This window comes from Synechococcus sp. UW140, assembly GCF_900474295.1.
Taxonomy (GTDB): domain Bacteria; phylum Cyanobacteriota; class Cyanobacteriia; order PCC-6307; family Cyanobiaceae; genus Synechococcus_C.
Window position 1 is genome coordinate 90552 of record NZ_UCOB01000003.1, and the last position, 22593, is coordinate 113144.

The window sequence follows — 22593 nt, forward strand, 5'->3', positions numbered from 1 at the left end:
GGACAAGATGAACTGGACCATAAAAAAGCCCCGCAATATGCGGGGCAAAAGAGCATAGGGATCTCGCTGCAGGGTCAATCGCAGGAGTCCCGACGAAGGGGTGAGATCAGACCAGATAGTTGCCGGCCAGAGTGAGATCACCTGCAGCGCCGTTGACACGTGCGAGGAGATCACCGCTTTGCCAGACATAAGCATGGCCGCCGGCATTGGTGACACTGACACCACTTGTGCCATTGCCAAGCAGGATCCGGTCTTGACCATCGGCGAAGTCGAGAACTTTGTCGAAACCAACACCCTTTTGAACGCGGAAGATGTCTCTGCCGCGGCCGCCGCTCATCACATCACCACCAGTACCACCGCACAGGTAGTCGTTGTGGTCGCCGCCGGAGAGGCGGTCATTGCTGCTGCCACCGTAGAGCCTGTCGTTCCCGGTGCTGCCAACGAGCGTGTCGCCTCCTGAGCCACCGCTGAGGTAGTCGTTGTGGGAACCACCATTGAGGTAGTCGTTGTGGGCGCCGCCGTAGAGCTTGTCATTTTGCGAGCCGCCGTAGAGCCTGTCAAGACCGGTGCTGCCAACGAGCTTGTCGAGGCCTGAACCACCGCTGAGGTAGTCGTTGTGGGAGCCACCATTGAGGTAGTCGTTGTGGGAGCCTCCGTAGAGCTTGTCATTTTGCGAGCCGCCATAGAGCTTGTCATGGCCAGTGCTGCCAATCAGACGGTCGAGACCTGAACCACCGCTGAGGTAGTCGTTGTGGGAACCACCATTGAGGTAGTCGTTGTGGGAGCCACCGTAGAGCTTGTCATTTTGCGAGCCGCCATAGAGCTTGTCATGGCCAGTGCTGCCGACGAGCTTGTCGAGACCTGAACCACCATTGAGGTAGTCGTTGTGGGAGCCCCCATTGAGGTAGTCGTTGTGGGAGCCGCCGTAGAGCTTGTCATTGCTGCTACCGCCGTAGAGCTTGTCGTGGCCGATGCTGCCAAAGAGTGAGTCGCGTCCTGATAGGCCGTAGAGCTTGTCATTCCCGATCATTCCATACAGCGAGTTGTTGGTCCGGTTGCCAATCACGGTGTCATTGCCACTGCCAGAGATGGCTCGCTCAAAAACGGAGTGGTCAGCAAAGGCAAGGTTTTTGACTTCACCACCGATGTTGGACCAGTAGGCATCCGTCATGCCTCGGGTTGTGACACGTAGGTCAATGCGTTGATTGTCAGCAAAATTGCGGACGTCAAGGGTGTCGTAACTGCCAGTCGCTTTGTCATGGTAGAAGAAGCGACTCTTGTCGATGTTGTTGACCATCTGATTCCAAACTGGATCAGACGCAAGCGAGATGTTGGTGTTAAAACCCAACGTGGTATTGCCAGAATGGGCATCAACGCTTGCCACATTGCTGTAAATATCACGGAAGGCGTAATAGTCCGCCGCCATCAGTGTCGCGTTGTTGAGATGGGAGCCCGTAATGGTGCTGTGCTCATTAGCTTGAGTGACTCCATCCCCGTTGTTGGGATTGAAGTAGCTCATTGTGGTGAGCAGCCTGGTGTCGTTCCAGTAATCAGAATCAGCGGCCCAGGTAACCCCGGCACCGTTGTAGTTGCCAGGATGGAGAAGGCCAAGCGTATGGCCGACTTCATGCACCGCAGTGAACCAGGAATAGGAATCCATTGCGGTGGATCCACCATTCCAGCTTGCAGCGATGTTGATGGTGGTCTGGCCCGATGCATTCGGTCCGACGTGAGACCAAGCTCCGGAGTCATTGTCTCGGAAGCGGATCGTATTGGCCCCACTGGTACTGACTTCGTTGAAGTTGATACCGAGTGCATTCGTGTAGTACTTGAACACGTCTCGGATCATGTTTTGTCGAGCCGCTGTCAGGCCGTTGCTGTCTTGAGACCAGCCGGTGACGTTGTAATTGATGTTGGTGATGCCGGACGCAAAGTAGCGACCGGATTTCATCTCATTAGCGATGCCGCTGATGGTTTTGATGGAAGAAGGAGTGACAGGCATGATCGTAATTGTGAGGGAACGAGAGATCGTTGATCTCCGTGCATTCACAATCGCCTTGATCAAGAATTGAGGTGCCAATCCCGATCAAGCATCCCTATGAGCTTGATCTCGGATTGGAGTGATTTGTCTCACTCGTCAATCAATAGTGTCGTGATATATGGGGTGCTGCAGAATGTTTTGCCTTCTGTTGTGGCCTTGTTCCGTCCTTGATTGCTCTCCTGCCATCAGCTGAGGCCTTCGCGGATGGCAGGGGAATCCTTAGATCGGTTTGTAGCCGACCCAGTCGGGCTTGAAGGTGCAGGACGTTTGATCGGGCGCGGGGACAAGATGAACTTGCCAACCTTGCAAGCTTTCGATGGGTAGGCAGTCGTCAATCCCACCCAGCCGATCCATGGCATGCAGGTCGTCTTTGTGCTGGTGCAAGGCACCACACAGCCAACGTTGCCGAGCTCTGGCTTTGGCTGCCTCAGCAGTGGGCGCAACAACGCAACCGCAATGATGCAGCTCTTGTAAGGAGTCGGCTTCATAGGCGCCCATGTTCACGAACCAGAGGCGCTGTTCCTGGGCTTCAGCAGTATTGAACTGCGACTGGCTTTGGCGTTGCCCCACCCGTTTCAATTCAATCGCATAGCCATCAACACAATGCATGGCGACGTAGCTGTCGATGTGCAGACCTCTACGACTGCCGAACCATTGCTGCTTCAGATCCGAAAAGGTGTCGTCGATCCGCTCACCAGCCACCCAACGCACGTCATGAAGCTCGACATGCGACTGGCGGGTGCGGCCACCTAGTACCACGAGAAAAAGAATGGTTTTCGATCTCATGGCGTCAGCGAAAGCCATAGCTGCAGCGGAGAGATGGATGCTGACCGTAGCTGCCTCCGGTGCATTGGCCTGGTGCTGCTGGGTTGCGTAAGCGCTTCCCGATGGGCACGGAGAAGCTGGTCTCAAACATTCGATCTGATTCACCATGCCAAGAACTGGCGAAACGTCTTATCCCTCTCGTTTCAAGGCGTCGGCCTGCATGCGTTGAATCCGTTCCAGTAGGGATTCATTGCTCATCCGGTTGTTCAGTCTCTCAACCAGAAGCGGAAAAGCCAGGGGGCCTGGTCGCGGTGTTGGCTGATGGATGATGTCGCTCTGCGCCATCCGTTCGAGTGAAGCCTTGAGGCGGGGCAGTTCCAACTGCTCCTTCAGCACTTCCTCACGGGCTTGGCGTAACAGCAAGCTTGAAGGCTCATGTCTGTTGAAGACATCGAACAGGAGAGACCCACTGATTTGGAGCTGACCCGTACTTTTGCTCTGACCCGGGTAACCCTGCACCAGCAGCCCAGCCACCTGGGCAATGCTGCGGAATCGTCGCTTGCACAGTTCTGAGAGATTCAGGGCTTGTTCCAGATCCTCCTCCAGGCATGCAGCATCCAAAAGATGTTCCATGTGATGGTTGACCAGCTCAGAAAATGGATAGTGGCGAGGAGCCAATAGCTCGAATCCGTAATCGTTCACCGAGACGGTGACCGTGCCTCGATGCAATCGTGTCAATCGGGTGGCAAACAGGAAGCCAAGTCCTTCGTGCACAAATCGACCTTCAAACGGAAAGACATAGAGATGGCTGCCTTCCTTCGTTTGACAGGTTTCGAGCAGCAGCTGATTCGCCTGTGGAAGGAGGGAGAGATCTTGCTGCCTTGCAAACAAAGGCTCTAAGGCTTGGAGTTCGGCATTGTCCAACTCCCCTCGTGCGGCCCTGGCAACCTCATTCCGAAGGTGGTGGGTGAGCAGATCCGAAAGGGCCATTTGACCACCAGCCCAGGCAGGAACAGTGGTGCTTTTTCGTGTGCTTGCTTTCACGTATGCGGTCATGTCGCGCAGACGCACAAATTCCAGTTGGCGGCCGGCGAAGAAAAAAACATCCTTCGCTTTCAGTTGACTGATAAAGGTTTCTTCCACGTGCCCGAGAACAGCACCTCGCAGAAAGCGGACTCGTATCGAAGGTGCTGATGTGATCGTGCCAATGTTGAGACGGTGCAAGCGTGCGATTGGACTTTGCTTGACGACCAGTCGTCCGTGTTCGTCGACCTCAAGCTTGCGGTAGCGCGAATAGGCGCCAAGGCACTCTCCTCCGTGCTGCAGGAAACGCAGACACCAGTTCCAGTCCTGATCACTGAGTTGGCAGTAAGTGGCTGTGCCTCGTATGGCCTGCAGGGTCTGATTGGGGTCAAAGCCTGGACCGCAGGCCAGGGTCGTGAGATGTTGCAGCAACACATCAAGGGGTTGATCGGGGGGGTGACGCTCCTCAACTAAACCTGATGAGAGCCCACGTCTCACGGCGCTCAGTTCAAGCAACTCCAGGGCATGGGTCGGCATGAACAGCACCTTTGAGGTGTCGCCTGGACGATGGCCGGATCGCCCTGCCCGCTGCAGCAAGCGAGCCAGATTCTTGGGTGATCCGATCTGCACAACCCTCTCCACAGGCTGAAAGTCAACGCCGAGATCGAGCGAACTTGTGCAGACAACCCAAAGCAGAGTTCCCGCTTTGACGCCGGCTTCAATCGCTTCTCGTTCCTGTCGATCAACCGCACTGTGGTGAAGGGCAAGCAGCCCCTCCATCTCGGGGCAGGCGAAACGCAGACATTGAAACCAGCGTTCCGCCTGGTTGCGGGTGTTTGTGAACAGCAGAGTGCTGACCGTTGGCACGAGCTGTCCCACCAGGTCTTCGTAACGACGGAGGCCGAGATGCCCTCCCCATGGAAAACCATCGATGCTGTCTGGAAGGACGCTGCTCACTTCAAAACAGCGTTCTCCTCCGCGCGTGATCAGGATGGGCTGACTGTTTTGGCCGAGAGCATGGCGGGCGGCCGTTTGCAGGTTGCCGATCGTTGCGCTGATGGCCCAGGTCTGCAGCTTCCTGTTCTGCTGCCGCAACCAGCTCAGGGCGAGCTCCGTTTGGGTGCCCCGTTTGCTGGCGATGAGCTCGTGCCATTCATCCAGCACCACCGTGCTCACACCGGCGAAAAGGCGTTTGGCATGCCGACTCGCCAACAGCACGCAAAGCGATTCTGGTGTGGTGATCAGGATCTGTGGTGGTGTCTTGATTTGTCGATTGCGTTCAGTTGTGCTGGTATCGCCATTGCGGATGCCGACCCGCAATGGCCAGTTCATCGTCTTGATTGGTTCCTCTAGGGCGCTGGCCAGATCACGGCTGAGGGCACGCAATGGCGTGATGTACAAGAGCTGAATACCGTCTCTCGCGGATGTTGCGGCGAGCATGTCCGCCATTGCCGCCATGACTGCGGCGTAGGTCTTCCCCGAACCTGTTGGCACCTGAATCAAGCCGGATTGTCCAGCTAGATGGGCGTGCCAGGCCTCCCGTTGAAACTGTTGAGGACTCCAACCTTTATGACTGAACCAAGCATGGATTGGCTCCAGAATCGACGTTTCTGGGATCAACGTTTCTCCCCTCGTGGGCTATTCAACAATTGCTCCGCACTCTCCACGCAATCTGCACTTTGCGCTGTGCGGTCGTGGCGCCAACGCAGGATGCGTGGGAAGCGCACGGCTAGTCCGCACTTATGTCTTTTGGAAGGTTGAATCCCCTCGAAGCCGAGTTCAAAGACCAGTTCTGGTTCCACGACCCTTGTGGGCCCGAATCGCTCGCGGGTATGGCTCCTGATCCAGCGGTCAAGCTTCAGAATTTCAGCATCGTCAAGGCCGGAATAGGCCTTGGCGAAGGTCACCAACTTGGATTTGTTGTCATCCGTCGCTCTGTCATCCCAAAGAGCGAAGGTGTAGTCCGTAAAAAGGTTTGCGCGGCGACCACTGCCTGCCTGGGCGTAGATCAAGACGGCATCTAGCCGCATGGGTTCAAGCTTGTATTTCCACCAGTGACCGCGTTGACGTCCTGCCAGATAGGGCGAACTCAGTTGTTTGAGCATCAACCCTTCGGCACCGCCTTCACCTGCAATTGTGCGCAGCTGCTCCAAGTCATCCCAATTCTCTAAGCGATGGCCAGAACTGTTTTGCAGACGCCAGCTCTCCTCAGTTTCCGCGACAGATTTCAGGGCGTTAAGCGCCGTTAGACGCTGCTCAAGAGGATGCTGTCGGAGATCCTGACCCTCTTGCTCAAGCAGGTCATAGGCGATGAACTGCACCGGGCATTCATGGCGCAGTTTGGCTCCTACGTTCTTACGGCCGATCCGGCGTTGAAGGTTACCGAAAGGAAGGGGACGGCATTGTTCACGTTCCCAACAGATCACTTCACCATCCAGCACAGTGTTGACCGGTAATGCTTTGGCCATCGTTACCAGCTCAGGGAAGCTGACATTCAGCAGTTCCTCACCGCGGCTCCACAGAAAGACGCCCTCTTTGCGACGGATCAGCTGCCCTCGGATCCCGTCCCATTTCCATTCAACCCACCAGTCTTCCGCTGGTCTGGAGACCATTCTCTCTAATTGCACCGGACTAGCCAGAAAGAAGGGGTAAGGCACAGCCCCTCGATCGCTTCGCGTTTGGTTCGCTGGTGCTGTTAGTTGATCAAACCACTCGGCACTCGGTTCAATCTCTCCCATTAGTCGTTCCAGCACATCGGTGTTGGGTAGAGAGAAGGCAGCGGCAATGGCTTTCACCACGAGGCCGCGGGCCACACCAATGCGAAAGCCACCGGTGATCAGTTTGTTGAGGAGCCAATGATGCTCTTCCGGAACCGCCGCCCAAATCGAGAGCATGGCCTCTTGTTGCTGGGTTGGGGAGGAACGCGCCAAGGACGGCAATAACGTCTCCATCCACCAGTGCAAGGCGGGTTTGTTCACCAGTGATGCGAGGAGGTCGCGGAGTTGTGGATCCGCCAGTTCAGGCCGTTGGAGGCATTGATCTTTCAACTGTGGCCATAACAGGCAGATCGTTTCAGCTGAATCGCCGACGTGGCTGTGGCATTCGTCGAATAACCACTCAGGACATGCGCTTGACTCTTGCAGGATCTCGCGTAATCGCCGCCCCGTCAGCAACCGACGTCGGCGTTCCCCGAGCAGCAGTGCCAAGGCCCAGCATCCATCCTTGGGATCAACGGCAACGAGGTAGTCCTTAAGCAACTCCACTTTGCGCAAGGAGCTGCTGGTGCCATCTAAGGAATCGATTAATTCACCGAATGTTTCCACCGATCGGGGTCAGGCTGAGGCCAAGGGCAACGTGTTGCAGGTGTTGGCTGAGCAGAACAAGGACCAGCACAGAATTGACGAGCCGAGGTTGACGTTAGGTCAACTGAGTTCGCTGAGGGGAGTGGCGTCGATTCCTTCGACTTCCTTGAGGTAGCGCACCAGCACATCGTTCTGGCCGTGGGTCACAAAAACCTTTTTCGCTTTGCTCTCCTTCACGGTTTGGATCAGGCCTTGCCAATCGGCGTGGTCACTGAGAACAAATCCACGTTCATACCCCCGTCGGCGTCGCGCGCCGCGCACAGCCATCCAGCCTGAGGCAAAGCCGGTTTGTGGTGATTGAAATCGGCGCATCCAGCTCGACCTGTGGGCTGATGGTGGTGCCAGCACGAGTCGGCCAGCCAGGCTTTCGTTCTTAGCGACTTCACTCACTGGACGACTGGGCAACATCGCGACCTTCGCTGAGCGGTAATGACGTGTGACGGTCTCCACGGCTCCGTGCAGCAAGACCTCATCATCGAGGCCAATTGCGGCGAGCTCTGCGAGGATTCTTTGGGCTTTGCCGAATGCATAACAGAACAGCAGAGACGGTCGCGTTGTGTCGCTTTTCCACCAGTTGCAGATGTCGTGCGCTATTTCTGCGCCATCAAGCCAGTGATAGATCGGTAGAGCGAACGTCGCTTCTGTGATCAACACATCACAGCTCACAGGTTCGAAAGCAGAGCAGCTGGGATCGGCACAACGTTTGTAATCGCCTGTGACCACCCACACTTCTCCATCGACCTCCACACGGATCTGAGCGCTGCCGAGAACATGGCCAGCACTATGAAAGGAAATGCTGGCGGCTCCGATCCGGTGACGTTCTCCATAAGACAGTGTCTGGAGGTTGATCTTCTGCCCGAGACGTTGGCGCAGGATTCCAGCACTGTTTGTGGTGGCCCAGTATTCCCCACACCCCGCCTTGGCATGGTCTGCATGCGCATGGGTGATCAGAGCTCTGCGCACGGGACGGTGCGGGTCGATCCAGGCATCAGCGCTGCTGCAATACAGTCCGCTGTCGGTGAGCTCCATAACTGGCATGACAACAGTCTGACCTTGCGATCACAGGGATTGCGCGCCGACCCTGGACGCCCGGCTCTCGAAGGCGGCAGCAGCATCGAAGCCCTTGTCCAGCCTCAATGCCGTTCGGGGCGTTAAGACGGGCTTCGATCAGCGACTCATCGCGAGCATTCGCTGGATCGGTACTTCCGCCTGGGCGCGCAAGGATTCTTCCATGGTGATCTCTGGCGAGAGAGACACCAGGCAGTCATGAAGCTTTTCGAGGGTATTGAGCCGCATGTAGGGGCAGGCGTTGCAGCTGCATCCATCGGTGCCAGGAACATCGAGGAATTGTTTGTGAGGAAGCCTCCTCTTCATTTGATGAATGATCCCAGGCTCAGTCAGAACGATGAACGTCTCGGATGTGCTGGTTTCGGCGTATTGGAGAAGTTTGCTGGTGGAACCAATGAAATCTGCCTGTTCAAGCAGTGATTGGATGCACTCGGGATGGGCGATCACTTCGGCATCGGCATGACGCAGTTGCAATTTGAGAAGTGCCTCCTCGCTGAATGTTTCATGCACGATGCAGCGTCCAGGCCAAAGCGTGAGCTCCCTGCCGCTCTGGTTCTGAACCCAACGGCCAAGATTGCGATCCGGAGCGAACAGAATGGGTCTGTCATCGGGAAGCTGTCGGACAAGATCGACGGCATTGCTGCTGGTGCAGATCAAGTCGCTCTGAGCCTTCACCGCAGCACTGCAATTGATGTAACTCACCACCAGATGATTGGGATGCTGGGCCTTAAAGGCAGCGAAGTCATCCGGAGGGCAGTCATCGGCCAAGGAGCAGCCTGCATCAAGATCAGGCAAGAGAACGGTTTTGCCTGGACTGAGAATTTTTGCTGTTTCTGCCATGAAGTGAACACCGCAAAACACGATCACATCAGCGTCGGTGTTGGCTGCCTTGCGAGAGAGTTCAAGCGAATCACCGATGAAATCGGCAATGTCCTGCACCTCTGGCTCCTGGTAATAGTGCGCAAGGATCACCGCGTTGCGCTGGCGCCTCAGGGCGTCAATTGCCGCTGCAAGTTCCGTGGGTGGCGGAGGGCCAGCCACGGCCGGTGCGGGAACAGAAACAGCGGCCATGAGGACCATCTGCGGCAGGATGGGGATCAGCCTAGGCACCGCCCCTGACTGCAACATCCCCAAGCCTTCGCGTGGCCATCGCTGGTGATCTGCATGGGGTTTGGTCTGATGCGGATGCACGTCTGCTCGACTGCCTCGCCCCCGATGCCGTTTTGTTTGTCGGTGACCTCAGCGACGGGGATCACCGCCTGACGAAGGCGATCACACGTCTCTCTATCCCTGTGGCGGTGATCCTGGGAAATCACGATCGCGGCCGCGACCGCAGTGGGGCTGTTTTTCAACAACAGATTGACCTGTTGGGTGATCTGCACTGTGCTTGGCGGATGCGTAACTGGGACACCCCCTGCTTGGGTGTTGTTGGCTGTCGTCCTGGGACGGCTGGTGGAGGTTTTTACCTCTCCCCTGCTGTTCAAGCGGTCGTTGGTCCGCTCACCATGGAACAGTCGGCCGAACGGATTGTGGCGGCATGTGGTGCGGTCCCTGACGATTGGCCGCTTGTTTTACTCGCTCACAGCGGACCGACTGGACTGGGGTCTGAAGCGGGTGATCCCTGTGGGAGGGATTGGAAAGCGCCAGCCTGTGACTGGGGGGATGGTGATCTGGCTTTGGCCCTCGATCGCCTCAACTGCCAACGTCGCCCCCAGCTGGTGGTGTTCGGTCACATGCACCATCAATTGAAAGCGAACCAAGGGCAGCGCCGCACTTTTCACCGCGACCGTCATGGCACGGTTTACCTCAATGCGGCCTGTGTCCCTCGTCGAGGCCTGGATGGGGAGGCTCGAAGCCTGACCCACTTCTCCTGGGTCGAGTTCGGCCATGGTCAGCTCAATCATGTCAGTCATCGCTGGTACCTGCCCGATGGATCTTTGGCCTATGCCGAAACCCTTTATCAAGTTGGCGATGGCATCCCGTTATGAAGGTGCTGGTCTATCTCGCTCTCAGCAGTCATGGCTATGGCCACGCTGCCCGTCAGGCGGCCGTGGTTTCGGCGTTATATGCGTTGCATCCGTGCTGGCGCTTCGTCGTCAGTTCCAAAGTGGATCCAGCCTTCCTAAGGCTTGTTTTCGCTGGTTTGCCCGTTCTCTTTCGGCAGTTGCGCTGGGATGTGGGGATGGTGCAATCCGATGCTCTCAACTGTGATCAGCAGGCCACCTTGATGGCCCTGCGCACCCTTGAACACCATCTCCCGAATCAGATTGACGAGGAAGCTCTCTGGATTAAGGCTCAGGGGTTGCCTGTAGTGGTGCTCGGTGACATCCCACCTGCGATCAGTACGTTGGCCCGACGCATCCATGCACCGCTGGTCTGGATGGGTAATTTCGGCTGGGACGACATTTACTCACCTCTGGGTAAAGCCTTTGATCGTTACTGCCTTGAGGCCAGGGAGGCTTATGCCAGCGGTGATCGTCTGCTGCGCATGCCATTTGATCTGGCGATGGACTGGGGTGTGCCTGAATCCAGCATCGGACTGATTTCGGCCCAGCCCAGACCTTTGCCTTTGGATCTTCAGCATTGCCTCCGCAGCCTTCAAGCCCGATTGGTTTTTTTGGGCTTCGGTGGTTTGGGTCTCTCGATTGATCCCCGATTGTTTGATCTCTGGCCTGACCATCATTTCCTGATGGCGCCTCCTTCAGATCCCCGTGATGCCGACAACCTGCGGGCCATCACCAACGTGACGTTACTGCCAGCTGGAGTTCGACCTGTCGATGTGATCCCCTTGTGTGAGCGCTTGCTGGGCAAACCTGGTTTCAGCACGTTCTCTGAGGCGCTGAGCGCTGGCTTGGGTTTGCATGTCGTAGAGAGAGAAGGCTTCGCAGAGGCGAGGGTGTTGATGCAAGGTCTGCGTCGTCATGGTTCTCATCGTCTCCTCTCAGCCCGCGGCTTTGCGGAGGGTGATTGGCAGCTGAATCATCCTTTGATCCCAGCCACGGATCAACCTTTACCGGCTAACGGTGCTGAGGCCGCTGCCCTGGACATTTCCCGTTTTGTGAAGCGCGGATCCGCTTAAACGACTCTGAGATAAGCCTTCCTTATTCAAAAGCCGCTTGGATCCTTGAGTTGGCTGAAAGCCAAGTCTCAAGGGCCAGCTCAGCGGCGAGATGCCATTCAAAAATCAACATCAATGCCAGGACGGTTGCCTCACTGTCTGATGTGGGATGGGCAAGGGTGATTCTTTCGGGAGAGTTCGGTTGACAACGGACATGAGTTTTTCTGCTTATTTCAGAATTCTCTTCCTTGTTGTGGGTGCCATCCGCTTCTGGTTCTCCACTGGTGTGTTCAACACCGTTGCTCCCTGAACGCAATTCATGACTTTTCTTGCCCCGACCACCTGCCGTGTTCTTGCAGGGGCCGTCGCAAGCTGCTTTGCCTTCATTCCATCGGTTGCAGTTCAGGCAGCAACCATCCCTTTCCCTTCGCCTGAAACCTCCGCACGGTCTCTCTCAGTTCACTTGCCCGAGGAAGCCCCGGCAATCGGCCTTCCTTATGTGATCACACCTGAGCGCCGGGCCCTGCTCAATACCATCCGTTTCGCTGAAGGAACCTGGAAGGGCGGTCTTGACCTTGGTTATCGGGTCATGTTCGGAGGCGGTCTGATGGCTTCCCTCGAACGTCATCCCAATCGGGTGATTTATTCCTCTCGTTATGCCAGTGCTGCTGCGGGGGCTTATCAGTTCATGCCCTTCACCTGGGAGATGGTTCAACGCAGCATTGGCGTGCGTGGTTTCGGTCCTGAAGCCCAAGACCAAGGGGCTATTTATCTGATCCAACGCCGGAAGGCCCTTCCCTTGGCTGATACCGGTAACCTGACACCCAAACTCGCTGCTCTGCTTGCTCCTGAGTGGGCCTCGTTCCCCACGCTCCGAGGAGTGAGTTACTACGGACAACCGGTTAAACGTTTTACACGGTTGCATAGCTTTTATAACGTCAGCCTGGCTCAACTTCGTCGTGTGCGCGATCAGCGCCGAGAAGCTCTGTCTACAGATCAAGACGAGACTGCCAAGCCTTCAGGTCCTGTTTGCCGGCCTCCGACCATCCTCTGCGGCTTCTGATTTCTGCTGCTGGCACACCTGTAGAGCCCTCAGGATCCATCTGATTCCTCCTGCTTCCGACCAACAGTCGCCTGTGCAATCAAATAGGCCAGCACCGCACCGCCAAGGAATCCCATCCCATTGCGTAGAACGGGCAGGAGGTCACTCGTTCGGGTCACCACCGGTGCGATGCCGAAGATGCCAAACAGCATCACCCATAGCGGAGACAGCAGCAACAGCCACGGCCAGGCGATCAGATCGCCTTTCTCCCTGGGGTAAGCGGCGAATCCGGCTATCAGTCCACCCAGCACTGAGGTGGTGAGGGTCCAGAGCCATTGCTCGAGCGGTAGCCCCGGTACGACCTGGCACCCCCCACGATCCAGGCAAAGCTCAACGGCATCTAAGGCTGCATAGATCGATCCGTCTTCACCGTTGTCTCGCACATAGAACTGATTGCCGTAGCGCGTCTGCAGTTCCACCCACCAGGTGCGCGGCATCAGAGCGAAAAAGGCATCCCCCACATTGAAATTGAGCAGGTTGCCGCCGCGAGGATCTGCGATCAGCAAAACGCTGCGCTCATCCAGGCCCCAGAAGTCCTTCACCGCCAATCCCGGAGTGCGCTCGAATTGGGTGAGCACACGCAGTTTCCAGCCGGTGCGTTGCTCAAATGCCGTCAGGTTGGTTTCGAGTTCTGCACGTTGCCGATCGCTGAGTGCTCTTGCCAGATCAATGACGGGGGTGGGGTGATCCGGTAGCAATTCAGGATTGTCGCTGGCCCAGGCCGGACTGCCTGCGATCAGCAGAACAACCAGGGAGAGCATCGCCAGGACAGGGCGAAAGCCTCGATGTGCTCCCATAGCTCCAGTGCAGTGATCGGCATTCTCTCGAATGGAAAGCCTCGGTGCGCCCTGTCCGGCCTGGATGGTCACGCGGTTTGAAGAGGCCGGTGGAACCATCTCCTTCCGTCGCTTCATGGAGTTGGCTCTGCATGATCCCGACCATGGCGCCTACGGAGCCGGCACCCTGCGCGTTGGGCCTGACGGCGATTTCGTCACTTCTCCATCAATGGGTCCGGATTTCGCGTCTCTCTTGGCTTTGCAATTGGTGCAATGGTTCGATCAACTGGCGGTTCTGCATCCAGAGGCATCTCTTTGCCTTGTGGACATCGGTCCGGGAGAAGGCGATCTAGCGGCTGATCTCATCACTGAGTTGCATCGCTTGCAACCGGAATGGCTTGATCGCCTCGAGCTGGTTCTGGTGGAACTCAATCAAGGGATGGCCGCTCGCCAACGGAAGCGCCTCGATCAGGTCAACTCGCTGGCGGTGTGCTGGCGCAGTCTTGAGCAATTGGCCTCAGAACCACGAATCGGTGTCTTTCTTGCTCACGAATTGCTCGATGCACTGCCCGTAGAACGACTTGTGAATCGAGAGGGAGAACTGAATCAGTTGTTGGTCACTGCTGCCAAGGGATCGGATCAGACATTGAGGCTTCAGTGGTGTGAACGCCCCTTGCCTGTTGATCTGGCACAGGAACTGCAATGGGCTCAGCATCAGTTCGATTTGGTCCTGCCTCCTGAGGGAGCCCCAGAGGGTTGGACCACGGAATGGCATCAAAGTGTTCCCGACTGGCTCCAGTCAGCGGCAGGTGCCCTAGGCCACGGAGTGCTGCTGATTGTTGACTATGCCCATGAGGCTGCGCGTTATTACAGCGCCCTTCGCAGCGCCGGTACCTTGCTTGCTTACCGCCAACAGAAGGTGTCGGACGATCTTCTCGGCCATGCAGGTTCGACAGATTTGACAGCACACCTTTGCATCGACACCCTGATCGCCCAGGCGAAGGAGCGGGGGTGGCTCTGCCTGGGTCACTGCCGACAGGGGGAGGCATTGCTGTCTCTCGGCCTGGCTGAACGCTTGCACAATCTGCAGAGACTGCCAACGGACCAGTTGGCCCTCGCTTTGCAGCGGCGGGAGGCATTGCTGCGTCTTGTGGATCCTGCGGCTCTTGGTGACTTTCGCTGGATTGCCCTGCAGCGTTGCCGAGATCCTTCGGACGATCCTCTGCCTCTGCAGGCGCGATTCCTTGAGCCTCCCTCGGAGATCAGCTGAGAGAGTCCAGGCAGGCTTTGATCTCATCGCTGCTGACATCAGAAGCGATATGGACAGAACCGATGGTGGAGGGAATCACGAATCTGACTCGGCCGTCTTGCACCTTCTTATCTCCTTGAAGGGTGTTGAGAACGGCATCCTGTGCCAAGGCCGGCCAAATCGCGGGTAAGCCGCATTTCTGCACCAATCGGCGTTGTCGATCTGCATCAAGGCGACTCCAGTCGCCACGTAGAACCGCAAGCTCTCCAACGGCCACCATGCCGATGGCAACGGCTTCTCCATGCAGCCAGGTTCCGTATCCAGTGAGATTTTCGACCACATGCCCGAAGGTGTGACCGTAATTGAGGATTGCGCGGCGACCGCCCTCGCGTTCATCGGCCGCTACCACCTCGGCCTTGGCCTGGGTGGATCGTTCGAGAATGGTTTGCAGGTTTTGTTCGCCTAGACCGGAAGCATCACTGAGTGTCTCGATGCTTTCGAGAAGAGCAAACAGCTCGGGATCTCCGATCACTCCGTATTTGATCACTTCTGCCATCCCGGCACGGAATTCCCTGGCTGGCAGTGTGTTGAGTGTTAACGGATCAATCAGCACCAGTTTGGGTTGATGAAAAGCCCCGATCAGGTTTTTCCCCCCCGGGTGATTCACGCCGGTTTTGCCTCCGATCGCTGCATCCACCATTGCGAGCAGCGTGGTTGGCACCTGCACAACCGCGATACCCCTTAACCAGGTTGCCGCTGCAAAGCCCGTCATGTCTCCCACGACCCCACCACCGAGGGCAACCATCAAGGAACCGCGTTCGAGCCGTAAACGATGGGCTGCATCGTGAATCTTGCTCACCGTGTCCAGATGCTTCTGGTCTTCTCCGGCCTCGATGACCAACAGTTCCGGTTCGTAGCCGCTGTCTCGCAGGCTCTTCATACAGATCTCCCCATAGGGAGCGGCCACATCCGGGTTGCTGACAACCAGCACCTTGCGCGGTGCAGGGCGATCTGTACGCAGAAGTTCCTCGCCAAGACTCTGAAGTGATCCACTCCCGATCACGACGTTGTAAGGGTTCAACGCGAGTTTGACGGGGATGCGTTGCATCAGAGGGCAATCAGCGCCATGGGGCGCGGCAGAAGACCGCACCACTCTGCCGTCTAGATCGGCTATCCCTCCTAACCTCCGCGAAGAATGCTGAGAGTGCATGGGCCACAGGCTTGACCTAGGCAAATGGCGCCAGACAATTACGGCCTGGTCTTTTCTCACACCTGCGCTGGTGTTATTGGCCATTTCGGTGCTCGTGCCTGCTTTGATGGCCTTGGTGATGACTTTCACCCAGACCGGCCTGGATGTTTCCGAACCACTGCGCTTTGTTGGCTTCGCCAATCTGCAGAGGTTGAGCTTGGATCCGATGTTTTATCGGGTGCTCATCACCACGTTGCTCTATTTGATTGGGATCGTTCCCCCCATCGTTTTGGGGTCACTCGCTCTGGCGGTTCTGGTCAACCGTCGTTTACCGGGCATGTATGTCCTCCGTGCAGGCTTCTACACACCAGTGCTCGTTTCGATTGTGGTGGCAGCCATCGCGTTCCGATGGCTCTACGCCGAAAACGGTCTGGTGAACGGCTGGCTGGTGGCGTTGCTAGGAGACGCATTTGCGCCAATCGGGTTTCTCACTAACCCGCTTCTGGCACTCCCCTCGGTGATGCTCGTGACGTTGTGGAAGGGGCTTGGCTATTACATGGTGATTTTTCTCGCAGGCTTGCAGGGCATCCCTCAGGAGCTCTATGAAGCTGCTGAGCTGGATGGCAGCGATGGCTGGCGTAAACATGTTGATATCACTCTTCCCCTTTTGCGCCCGTATATCACTCTTGTTTCAGTGATTTCTGCGATCGCGGCCACCAAGGTTTTTGAGGAGGTGTTTCTCATGACCCAGGGTGGGCCAGCCGATTCGACCCGCACCCTTGTCTATTACGTCTATGACCAGGCGTTTTCGGAACTCGAGATCAGCTATGCCTGCACAGTTGGCTTGGCCTTATTCCTGCTGGTGATGGTCCTGACTCTGTTTCGTTTGGTTTTCGCCGGCGAGCGAGGATTGATCTGAACACCATCAGCCACAACCCCCTTTTCATGACCAGCGCAGCAGCTGACAACCGACTCTCCCGGATAGGCGTCGTTGGCGGTGGTCAGCTGGCACGGATGCTCGTTGATGCGTCTCGTCAGCGGAATGTGGAGGTGATCGTCCAGACCCCTTCTCTGGCTGATCCAGCTGCCCAGATTGCGGCGGACGTCATTGAGGCGGATCCTGTTGATGCTGACGCCACTCAGGCATTGCTGAAGCGATGTAGCAGCATCACCTTTGAGAATGAGTGGGTCAGCATTGAAGCCCTGACAGCTCTTGAGCGCAAAGGAGCTCGGTTTCGCCCCTCGCTGGCCAGTCTGAAACCCCTGGTGAACAAGCTTCACCAACGTCAACTGCTCGATCGGTTATCCATTCCAAGTCCTGACTGGGTTGAACTGATCTCTATCGATCCAGGTTCTCCGTCATTACCCAAGGGCTGGTCGTTCCCTGTAATGGCCAAGGCCGTGACCGGTGGCTACGACGGCAGGGGCACCAGGGTGTTGAAAACCATTGACTGCCTGGCTGAACTGTTGCGATCCGTCGATCCTGACGACTGGCTCTTGGAAGCCTGGGTCGATTACGAGCGCGAACTGGCCCTGGTGGTCAGTCGCGATCAGTCCGGCCGGGTTCGGGCTCTGCCTTTGGCTCAGACGCACCAATCGAACCAGGTTTGTGATTGGGTGTTTGCGCCGGCGGATGTTGAGCAGCTCGTTGAGGCCACTGCATACAACATTGCTGCATCCCTTCTCACCACATTGGACTACGTGGGTGTGATGGCGATTGAGATGTTTTACGGATCTAAGGGGTTACTTGTGAATGAAATTGCTCCACGCACTCACAATTCGGGCCATTTCTCGATTGAGGCCTGTCACAGTAGTCAGTTTGATCAACAACTTTGCATTGCAGCTGGCCTCGACATTCCCGATCCTGTCCTCAAGGTGCCCGGGGCATTGATGGTCAATCTGTTGGGGTTGCCTGCCGATCAAGCGACTTCTCTGGATCAACGCCTTTCTGCCCTGCGTGCTGAACCTTCCCTCAATCTTCATTGGTATGACAAGCAAGGTGAAAGTCCTGGTCGAAAACTGGGTCATGTCACTGTTGTGCTCGATGGCGAGGACGCATCCAGTCGCTTGCGTCAGGCCATGGACGCCTTGCAACGGGTGCGCTCTATCTGGCCTTTGCCCTTAAATTGATGAGGGACTGCTGTGTTGGTGACGGCCTTTCTCTAGTGCTCTGATCTGACTCTCTATCGACTTGGGGCGACTGTCGTGACGGTGCCGTAAACCGGCCTCGTAGCCGGAAACGAATCCCCGCTTTGTTGCCCCTTCTGGTTCTTCCAGGTCGATCACTGGGGCTCGCACGGCACAGCGGTTCACCCCTTTCCACGACTGGGTTCTTGTTGAGACACATCCTGAGAAGTACCCACAAAAGTACCCACAGAACGGTACCCACAGTTTTGTTTTGTTAAGAGTGTCGGTGGGGTTATGAGGGCTGGTGCTGGTACTGGGACGGCATCACTCGTTGGGCTCTGGGAACAGGTTGCCTTCTTGGTCCAACACCTCCACGACTTGGACAACCTTGAGGTACTGGCAGCCGACGTCCTCTTCATCGACCTCTTCGATCTGAAGCCTCTTTAGATATTGAGAGGCGCTCATGACCCAACAGGCGTTGAGTGGGTCCTGAGGTTGGTACCCGTCACATTGAGATTCAGGTTCACATCGATGGCATTATTGGCCAGACCTTCAGTGGCCGTCTTCAACAGTTCAAGTTCAGCGATCTGTTGAGGGATACGGTCCAACTCAGCTTGGATCGAGAGGATCTGTTGCTCATAGCTGGTCTTGGCAGCTTGTAGATCTGCAATTTGGTCATTGATACCATCAAGGATTTGGTTGTAGTTGTGAGTCATAGTGATGTAGTAATAAGGTTTTTCTTGGCGTTGTCTATCTTCAAAAATGCGATCCACTGTTGAATGGAGCGGGAAGTCATATGGACCAACATCACCTTATGCGGGCCATCAACATAGGCAGAGTATTTGTCCATTAACTCAACAGCAGATTGGTGAGCATCAGCAAGATCTTGGATCAGTAGCTCACGCTGGAGTCCACTAGCTTCTCTTAGCTCTTTAAGAGCAGACACAAAGCGTTTATGGTGTACGTCTATTTGAGACGTCAGGTAAGTTCGATTTACTTTCATTTGTATTGATTAAAAAATTGCCACTACCTGAACTTGCATCAGGATTGATCTCTTCAGGTCCGAGTCCACCCTTCTCATTCCCTTAGAGATCGTTCGTCTATACGCAGCGGCTTGTAGAGACAGAGAAGAGAACTTAATGCTAATTAGAAAAATTCCCTGCCTCAAAGTCTTCTGACAGACCTAAAAGGTCAAATCACATAACTACTCTGATTTGCATGATCAATTTAAGAAGAGAGACTCCTGGTCAATTCTCCTAGCGGTGTGCATCCCGCTGTTATTTATTTAGGTGGCTGGTGCCAGGAAGATTACTAATACTCGCCTGAATAGTAGTAATACTGTTGGACAGCCTCTTGATACTCCGCTTCATCACACAGCTCTTCAAAGAGCGCTACATCCTCATCAGACGCATCAGTCAAAAGAGAGACCATATGACGATCTTCTCCAGACATAGCGCCATCTCCATACTCCAGGCCATCAAGGAACAACTCTTCTGCGATTGAGCCCTCCTCTTGGCCTTGAACAAAGATCTTGTCCTTCTGCACCTTCCTTAGGTGTTTGACAGGCTTCTGGTACTTGATGCCCATATCAGCAAGACCAGCTTTGATGCCAGTTGGTTGCCGTGTAGGAGTAACTCGTTTGGATCTAACAGTTGCCTCTTCGACTTTCAATCGTGAAGACAGTGGAGGGCGTTGCTTATATCCATAGTGCTCATTCATCACTCTTGACCAATTTGGAACACATAGTTTGCATATCCATCAAATGCTTTCAGTACGTCCTCTTTGGTGACAGCAACAACGCCAAGAGCCACCTGCAATGACAAGACTGTCGTCAATGCGATGCTTTCACGAGTATTGAGCAAGTCAGTAATAGTCAGGTCACAGAGCCCAAGTCGTGAGTTCACTCTGTAGATCGTGTCTGCTTTAATTGTTGAGCCACCAATGCTTGGCTTTGGTTCCGGCGTGTGGGCAGCCTTGATAGCGTTATAAGCATTCTTGAGGATATGCTTCTGTTCGTCATCCAAACGCACCCTGCAGCTACAAAGGTATTGAAGTTTGCTAGTTGGTTTGGCACTTGTAAAAGTCATTGGCTTGTTCATTGTTTTGATTTAGTACGGGGTCTGATAGCTCGACGCGATAGGTCAGCATTATTGGCATCAAGAATTGATTGTTCAAACTCGATGGCTTTAGGGTTTGATCCAAGGATCGGTACGTCAGTCAGCGATTCTCGTCTCTTGTGATGCTGTTGGTTCTGCAGCTTGATCTCATTAGGAGTGACGCCGCTGTGTTCAACACGCAGGCCTCCTATCCCATGAGATTCATTAGGTTCTAGCTGTGGTGTCTCAAGTGCAATTAATTCACCAGCAGCATCAACAGTGAGATCACAAGAACAACAAGGACAAACAAGATAAAGTTCATCTTCCATCAGCCAATCCTACGAATTCTTGTCTTTGCAGAAGGACCAACAATTTTATTCGTAGGTTCCAAACCAATGGATGGTGTGTCAATCGAAGGCATTCCGATCTTTTGATTGACGATCTTGCTCTCTACTTCATTCCGTAGATACTCTTTCCAATCAATACGACGAGAAGCAGCAAGACGTTTCAAAGTCTCAATAGCATCAGCCGACAACTTCATTGAGAAGGTTGCTGACTTTTGTGCTTGTTTGATCTTTGATTCAATCTCTTGGGCTGGTGCTGATGGAGGTTTCACAGCATCAGCATTAATCAACGCTTCAACAGTTGAAGGATCACTCAGGTTTAGTTCAGGGTTGTTGTTAGTCATTTAAATCAGTAAATAGAATTTTGGTATTGCTCAGACAACCAGTTGATCATTTGAGATTTATAGTCATGGTCGGGACTATCCATAGCCCTGTCGTAAGCTTCGATATCTTGAGGACGAAGATTTTCTGCAGCCCACTCAGTCATTGCCTGGTAATTCTCATCTCCAAAATGCTCAAGGACAGACTCATTGAATTGAATATCTAGTTCGTCCTGTTCAGACTCTTCTTCGATCTCTTGCTCAGGTTCTGAATACTCTTCGTACGCATCTTCACCAGACCAGTTCTCCAGATAATAGTTGTAGAGATTTAAGATGGCTTCTTCCATGACTGGGTAGTCATTGGATGCCATGATCTGATCAAACTCTTGGATCTGTTCTGGATTGAGATTCTGAGACCCCCATTGCTTAAGATCATTAAAGGCATCATCACCACCAACAAGACCACGAAGTTGCTCGAGATCATATTCAGGTAACTCAGCTCCCCTTAGAAAATCTTCGGAGTGAGTCGTGTCGTATTCATGTTCGACATCCCCGTTGAATTCATTGAACGTAAGTAGTTCATCCTGGTGTCGATCAAATTCAGTAAGGACAGCATCTCTTTGTCCTGCCCAATCGATATTGGCATTATCGTAAGAGATCACCTCTTCGCCTGTAGTTGGATCAAGAGAGATATCGGGGGTTACTGTTGCCCCATGGTTAAAGTTCATTATTAAAGTCAAATAAAGTGTTCAGTAAAATCAGTCAGACTGTAGTTGTCTAACTAAGTATTGGTTGGTTAAGGGAGTGCGAACAACTGCAACTCCCTTATCGGTAGATAGGTAATTGAAAACCAAGAAAAGGATTCCTTGGGAAACTAGAAATTACATGACCCGAGTAATTAGTTGCATAACAACTAGAAAGGTTTCGCGATGACAAGGAAACCCTCAAAAGCTTTTATCGTCTTCATTTGGTTTGGACGGTGTTGGTGTCAGGTCATTTCAAGCTGCTTATCTGCCTGAAACTGCCTCATCACACCAGCCATGACAAACGTTGGCAAATCTGCTGCTCGCTTCTCATTGTTAGGTTCTTGATGGTTGATACAGTTCAATACTTCATCCGCTTCCCAGTCAATAGGAAATGGAGTAGTCCTGCTGTACTTCCTTTCGATGTAATCCTTGCAGGATTGAACCTGCTCAGTATGGTTACTCATAATTGATAGCTCTACTGTCTATTAAAAGTCAATGTCACATTCACGTTCAGGACGACCAAGGTCAGGCAATGGTGTCTTCTCGTAAAAGTCAATGTACTGTGCATGAAGATAGATCATGCCATCTTCACGATCATGGAAGTTAGCCCTAACAGACACCTGTGGACTAGGTTGAAAGAATGGTCCGTCAGTGTCATCAGGATCTATATTTAACTTTGGTGCAAAGAGTTGGCTTGTAAATAAAGATCCATCTCTTTTCTCGTAGTTTGGCCTGGGCTCTTTCATTGAGTCTGAACCCATTGACATCAACACCTCAGATAAAGCCCTCTCTCCTGCTTCATACAACATATGCATAGCGCCCATGTCCAATGGTTGATACTGGGCAATAAACTCGCCATAACGATTTGGTCTAACAAGAAAGTCACTGTCAATTAGATAAGCATCGAAACTTATTTCATGCTCACTTGGCACTAAGACAGACTGGTCATTAAAAAAGGTTTTACGTTCAGAATAAGTAAAGTTCATTAGGAATCAATTTAGTTTTAAGTTTATACAGTAATCACATTGTCAACACCGTATTTATTGACAAACATATTGACAACAGAAATAAGACTCCGTTGTTCAGTTTGCTCTTTAATACCTACGATATTATTGATTTGTAGTGTACCTTTAACGCTTGGATTCAATCCTGAGTTAATGGCTGCAATACGCTTTGAAGGATTGTTGGCTTGTCCAATGACGAACTTGCCAGAATGCAGTTGTACTACAAAGACAAAATCTGGACGGTAAGTCTTCGGTGCAGTGGATTGCTTTGTTTGGGTGGTATTAGAAATGGCTTGCATAATTAATTAGCAATAAGGTTTAGC

The 22593-nt window shown here is 54.0% G+C and carries 24 protein-coding genes and 1 other RNA gene; 7 read left to right on the plus strand and 18 right to left on the minus strand.

Translation table 11 applies throughout. The annotated features are described in order from the left end of the window. Positions 1-106: 106 nt before the first annotated feature. The 6 genes from DXY10_RS00610 to nadA all read right to left on the minus strand — a co-directional run bounded on the left by DXY10_RS00610 (position 107) and on the right by nadA (position 9339). Complete coding sequence (locus tag DXY10_RS00610; protein ID WP_136988957.1) at positions 107-2002, minus strand: M10 family metallopeptidase C-terminal domain-containing protein; 1896 nt, start codon at positions 2000-2002, stop codon at positions 107-109. Positions 2003-2260: 258 nt separating this feature from the next. Then, complete coding sequence (locus tag DXY10_RS00615; protein WP_115015320.1) at positions 2261-2827, minus strand: DUF1543 domain-containing protein; 567 nt, start codon at positions 2825-2827, stop codon at positions 2261-2263. 168 nt (positions 2828-2995) lie between these two features. Beyond that, positions 2996-5431: a ligase-associated DNA damage response DEXH box helicase gene (locus DXY10_RS00620; RefSeq protein ID WP_244281873.1), complete on the minus strand. Its 2436-nt coding sequence runs from the start codon at positions 5429-5431 to the stop codon at positions 2996-2998. Positions 5432-5445: 14 nt separating this feature from the next. Beyond that, a complete protein-coding gene (locus DXY10_RS00625; protein WP_115014835.1) occupies positions 5446-7152 on the minus strand; it encodes an ATP-dependent DNA ligase in 1707 nt (568 codons plus the stop codon). A 99-nt stretch (positions 7153-7251) separates the two neighbouring features. Continuing rightward, positions 7252-8229: a ligase-associated DNA damage response exonuclease gene (locus tag DXY10_RS00630; protein WP_115014838.1), complete on the minus strand. Its 978-nt coding sequence runs from the start codon at positions 8227-8229 to the stop codon at positions 7252-7254. 129 nt (positions 8230-8358) lie between these two features. Beyond that, positions 8359-9339: a quinolinate synthase NadA gene (gene nadA, locus DXY10_RS00635; RefSeq protein ID WP_371411105.1), complete on the minus strand. Its 981-nt coding sequence runs from the start codon at positions 9337-9339 to the stop codon at positions 8359-8361. A 68-nt stretch (positions 9340-9407) separates the two neighbouring features. On the opposite strand from nadA, the gene DXY10_RS00640 reads away from it, so the two are divergent. The 3 genes from DXY10_RS00640 to DXY10_RS00655 all read left to right on the plus strand — a co-directional run bounded on the left by DXY10_RS00640 (position 9408) and on the right by DXY10_RS00655 (position 12380). Further along, positions 9408-10247 carry a TIGR04168 family protein gene (locus DXY10_RS00640; RefSeq protein ID WP_371411106.1) on the plus strand — a complete coding sequence of 280 codons (840 nt, stop codon included), beginning with the start codon at positions 9408-9410 and terminating at the stop codon, positions 10245-10247. Then, complete coding sequence (locus DXY10_RS00645; RefSeq protein ID WP_371411098.1) at positions 10244-11338, plus strand: hypothetical protein; 1095 nt, start codon at positions 10244-10246, stop codon at positions 11336-11338. The genes DXY10_RS00640 and DXY10_RS00645 overlap by 4 nt, the downstream gene beginning before the upstream one ends. Positions 11339-11636: 298 nt before the next feature. Then, positions 11637-12380 (plus strand): glycoside hydrolase family 104 protein, encoded by a 744-nt coding sequence (locus DXY10_RS00655; protein WP_115014848.1) that lies wholly within the window; start codon positions 11637-11639, stop codon positions 12378-12380. Between the two features lie 29 nt (positions 12381-12409). On the opposite strand, the gene DXY10_RS00660 is transcribed toward DXY10_RS00655, so the two are convergent. Beyond that, entirely contained in the window at positions 12410-13216 is an 807-nt protein-coding gene (locus tag DXY10_RS00660) for a TPM domain-containing protein (RefSeq protein WP_115014851.1), read from the minus strand. 31 nt (positions 13217-13247) lie between these two features. Between DXY10_RS00660 and DXY10_RS00665 the strand changes: the two genes are divergently transcribed. Beyond that, positions 13248-14465, plus strand: a complete 1218-nt coding sequence (locus DXY10_RS00665) for a class I SAM-dependent methyltransferase (protein ID WP_115014854.1) — start codon at positions 13248-13250, stop codon at positions 14463-14465. Here the strand turns inward: DXY10_RS00665 and aroB are convergent. Further along, positions 14458-15552 carry a 3-dehydroquinate synthase gene (gene aroB, locus DXY10_RS00670; RefSeq protein WP_115014856.1) on the minus strand — a complete coding sequence of 365 codons (1095 nt, stop codon included), beginning with the start codon at positions 15550-15552 and terminating at the stop codon, positions 14458-14460. The two genes, DXY10_RS00665 and aroB, sit on opposite strands and share 8 nt — an antisense overlap. Positions 15553-15652: 100 nt before the next feature. Between aroB and DXY10_RS00675 the strand changes: the two genes are divergently transcribed. From DXY10_RS00675 to ssrS, 3 genes are all read left to right on the plus strand, one after another. Then, on the plus strand, positions 15653-16552 hold the full coding sequence (locus DXY10_RS00675; protein WP_115014858.1) for a carbohydrate ABC transporter permease: 900 nt from the start codon (positions 15653-15655) through the stop codon (positions 16550-16552). A gap of 26 nt (positions 16553-16578) precedes the next feature. Further along, positions 16579-17763 (plus strand): 5-(carboxyamino)imidazole ribonucleotide synthase, encoded by a 1185-nt coding sequence (locus tag DXY10_RS00680; protein ID WP_115014861.1) that lies wholly within the window; start codon positions 16579-16581, stop codon positions 17761-17763. Between the two features lies 1 nt (position 17764). After that, positions 17765-17948: non-coding RNA, 6S RNA (ssrS, locus tag DXY10_RS00685), on the plus strand. Positions 17949-18084: 136 nt separating this feature from the next. Here the strand turns inward: ssrS and DXY10_RS14380 are convergent. From DXY10_RS14380 to DXY10_RS14140, 10 genes are all read right to left on the minus strand, one after another. After that, positions 18085-18225: a hypothetical protein gene (locus tag DXY10_RS14380; protein ID WP_170955644.1), complete on the minus strand. Its 141-nt coding sequence runs from the start codon at positions 18223-18225 to the stop codon at positions 18085-18087. Next, positions 18222-18533 (minus strand): hypothetical protein, encoded by a 312-nt coding sequence (locus DXY10_RS00690; RefSeq protein WP_136988959.1) that lies wholly within the window; start codon positions 18531-18533, stop codon positions 18222-18224. The genes DXY10_RS14380 and DXY10_RS00690 overlap by 4 nt, the downstream gene beginning before the upstream one ends. A 538-nt stretch (positions 18534-19071) precedes the next feature. After that, positions 19072-19479 carry a hypothetical protein gene (locus DXY10_RS00700; RefSeq protein ID WP_136988961.1) on the minus strand — a complete coding sequence of 136 codons (408 nt, stop codon included), beginning with the start codon at positions 19477-19479 and terminating at the stop codon, positions 19072-19074. Further along, positions 19479-19790, minus strand: a complete 312-nt coding sequence (locus tag DXY10_RS00705; protein ID WP_136988963.1) for a hypothetical protein — start codon at positions 19788-19790, stop codon at positions 19479-19481. The genes DXY10_RS00700 and DXY10_RS00705 overlap by 1 nt, the downstream gene beginning before the upstream one ends. Positions 19791-19855: 65 nt before the next feature. Continuing rightward, the gene (locus DXY10_RS14135; protein ID WP_136988965.1) at positions 19856-20185 is read right to left on the minus strand and encodes a hypothetical protein; all 330 of its coding nucleotides are present in this window, start codon (positions 20183-20185) and stop codon (positions 19856-19858) included. Continuing rightward, positions 20185-20544, minus strand: coding sequence for a hypothetical protein (locus DXY10_RS00710; protein ID WP_115014942.1), 360 nt, complete (start codon positions 20542-20544; stop codon positions 20185-20187). The genes DXY10_RS14135 and DXY10_RS00710 overlap by 1 nt, the downstream gene beginning before the upstream one ends. A gap of 5 nt (positions 20545-20549) precedes the next feature. After that, positions 20550-21248, minus strand: a complete 699-nt coding sequence (locus tag DXY10_RS00715) for a hypothetical protein (RefSeq protein WP_115014946.1) — start codon at positions 21246-21248, stop codon at positions 20550-20552. 260 nt (positions 21249-21508) lie between these two features. After that, positions 21509-21730 carry a hypothetical protein gene (locus DXY10_RS00720; protein WP_115014949.1) on the minus strand — a complete coding sequence of 74 codons (222 nt, stop codon included), beginning with the start codon at positions 21728-21730 and terminating at the stop codon, positions 21509-21511. A 21-nt stretch (positions 21731-21751) separates the two neighbouring features. Beyond that, positions 21752-22252 carry a hypothetical protein gene (locus DXY10_RS00725; protein WP_115014952.1) on the minus strand — a complete coding sequence of 167 codons (501 nt, stop codon included), beginning with the start codon at positions 22250-22252 and terminating at the stop codon, positions 21752-21754. Positions 22253-22275: 23 nt separating this feature from the next. After that, positions 22276-22569, minus strand: coding sequence for a hypothetical protein (locus DXY10_RS14140; RefSeq protein WP_136988967.1), 294 nt, complete (start codon positions 22567-22569; stop codon positions 22276-22278). Positions 22570-22593: the final 24 nt, after the last annotated feature.

What these genes read in the sequence shown, in the direction of transcription:
- DXY10_RS00610 (WP_136988957.1), bottom strand. Translation starts at nt 2,002, where the DNA reads ATGCCTGTCACTCCTTCTTCCATCAAAACCATCAGCGGCATCGCTAAT.
- DXY10_RS00615 (WP_115015320.1), bottom strand. Translation starts at nt 2,827, where the DNA reads ATGAGATCGAAAACCATTCTTTTTCTCGTGGTACTAGGTGGCCGCACC.
- DXY10_RS00630 (WP_115014838.1), bottom strand. Translation starts at nt 8,229, where the DNA reads ATGCCAGTTATGGAGCTCACCGACAGCGGACTGTATTGCAGCAGCGCT.
- nadA (WP_371411105.1), bottom strand. Translation starts at nt 9,339, where the DNA reads ATGGTCCTCATGGCCGCTGTTTCTGTTCCCGCACCGGCCGTGGCTGGC.
- DXY10_RS00645 (WP_371411098.1), top strand. Translation starts at nt 10,244, where the DNA reads ATGAAGGTGCTGGTCTATCTCGCTCTCAGCAGTCATGGCTATGGCCAC.
- DXY10_RS00655 (WP_115014848.1), top strand. Translation starts at nt 11,637, where the DNA reads ATGACTTTTCTTGCCCCGACCACCTGCCGTGTTCTTGCAGGGGCCGTC.
- DXY10_RS00660 (WP_115014851.1), bottom strand. Translation starts at nt 13,216, where the DNA reads ATGGGAGCACATCGAGGCTTTCGCCCTGTCCTGGCGATGCTCTCCCTG.
- DXY10_RS00665 (WP_115014854.1), top strand. Translation starts at nt 13,248, where the DNA reads ATGGAAAGCCTCGGTGCGCCCTGTCCGGCCTGGATGGTCACGCGGTTT.
- aroB (WP_115014856.1), bottom strand. Translation starts at nt 15,552, where the DNA reads ATGCAACGCATCCCCGTCAAACTCGCGTTGAACCCTTACAACGTCGTG.
- DXY10_RS00675 (WP_115014858.1), top strand. Translation starts at nt 15,653, where the DNA reads ATGGGCCACAGGCTTGACCTAGGCAAATGGCGCCAGACAATTACGGCC.
- DXY10_RS00680 (WP_115014861.1), top strand. Translation starts at nt 16,579, where the DNA reads ATGACCAGCGCAGCAGCTGACAACCGACTCTCCCGGATAGGCGTCGTT.
- DXY10_RS14380 (WP_170955644.1), bottom strand. Translation starts at nt 18,225, where the DNA reads ATGAGCGCCTCTCAATATCTAAAGAGGCTTCAGATCGAAGAGGTCGAT.
- DXY10_RS00700 (WP_136988961.1), bottom strand. Translation starts at nt 19,479, where the DNA reads ATGAATGAGCACTATGGATATAAGCAACGCCCTCCACTGTCTTCACGA.
- DXY10_RS14135 (WP_136988965.1), bottom strand. Translation starts at nt 20,185, where the DNA reads ATGGAAGATGAACTTTATCTTGTTTGTCCTTGTTGTTCTTGTGATCTC.
- DXY10_RS00710 (WP_115014942.1), bottom strand. Translation starts at nt 20,544, where the DNA reads ATGACTAACAACAACCCTGAACTAAACCTGAGTGATCCTTCAACTGTT.
- DXY10_RS00715 (WP_115014946.1), bottom strand. Translation starts at nt 21,248, where the DNA reads ATGAACTTTAACCATGGGGCAACAGTAACCCCCGATATCTCTCTTGAT.
- DXY10_RS00720 (WP_115014949.1), bottom strand. Translation starts at nt 21,730, where the DNA reads ATGAGTAACCATACTGAGCAGGTTCAATCCTGCAAGGATTACATCGAA.
- DXY10_RS00725 (WP_115014952.1), bottom strand. Translation starts at nt 22,252, where the DNA reads ATGAACTTTACTTATTCTGAACGTAAAACCTTTTTTAATGACCAGTCT.
- DXY10_RS14140 (WP_136988967.1), bottom strand. Translation starts at nt 22,569, where the DNA reads ATGCAAGCCATTTCTAATACCACCCAAACAAAGCAATCCACTGCACCG.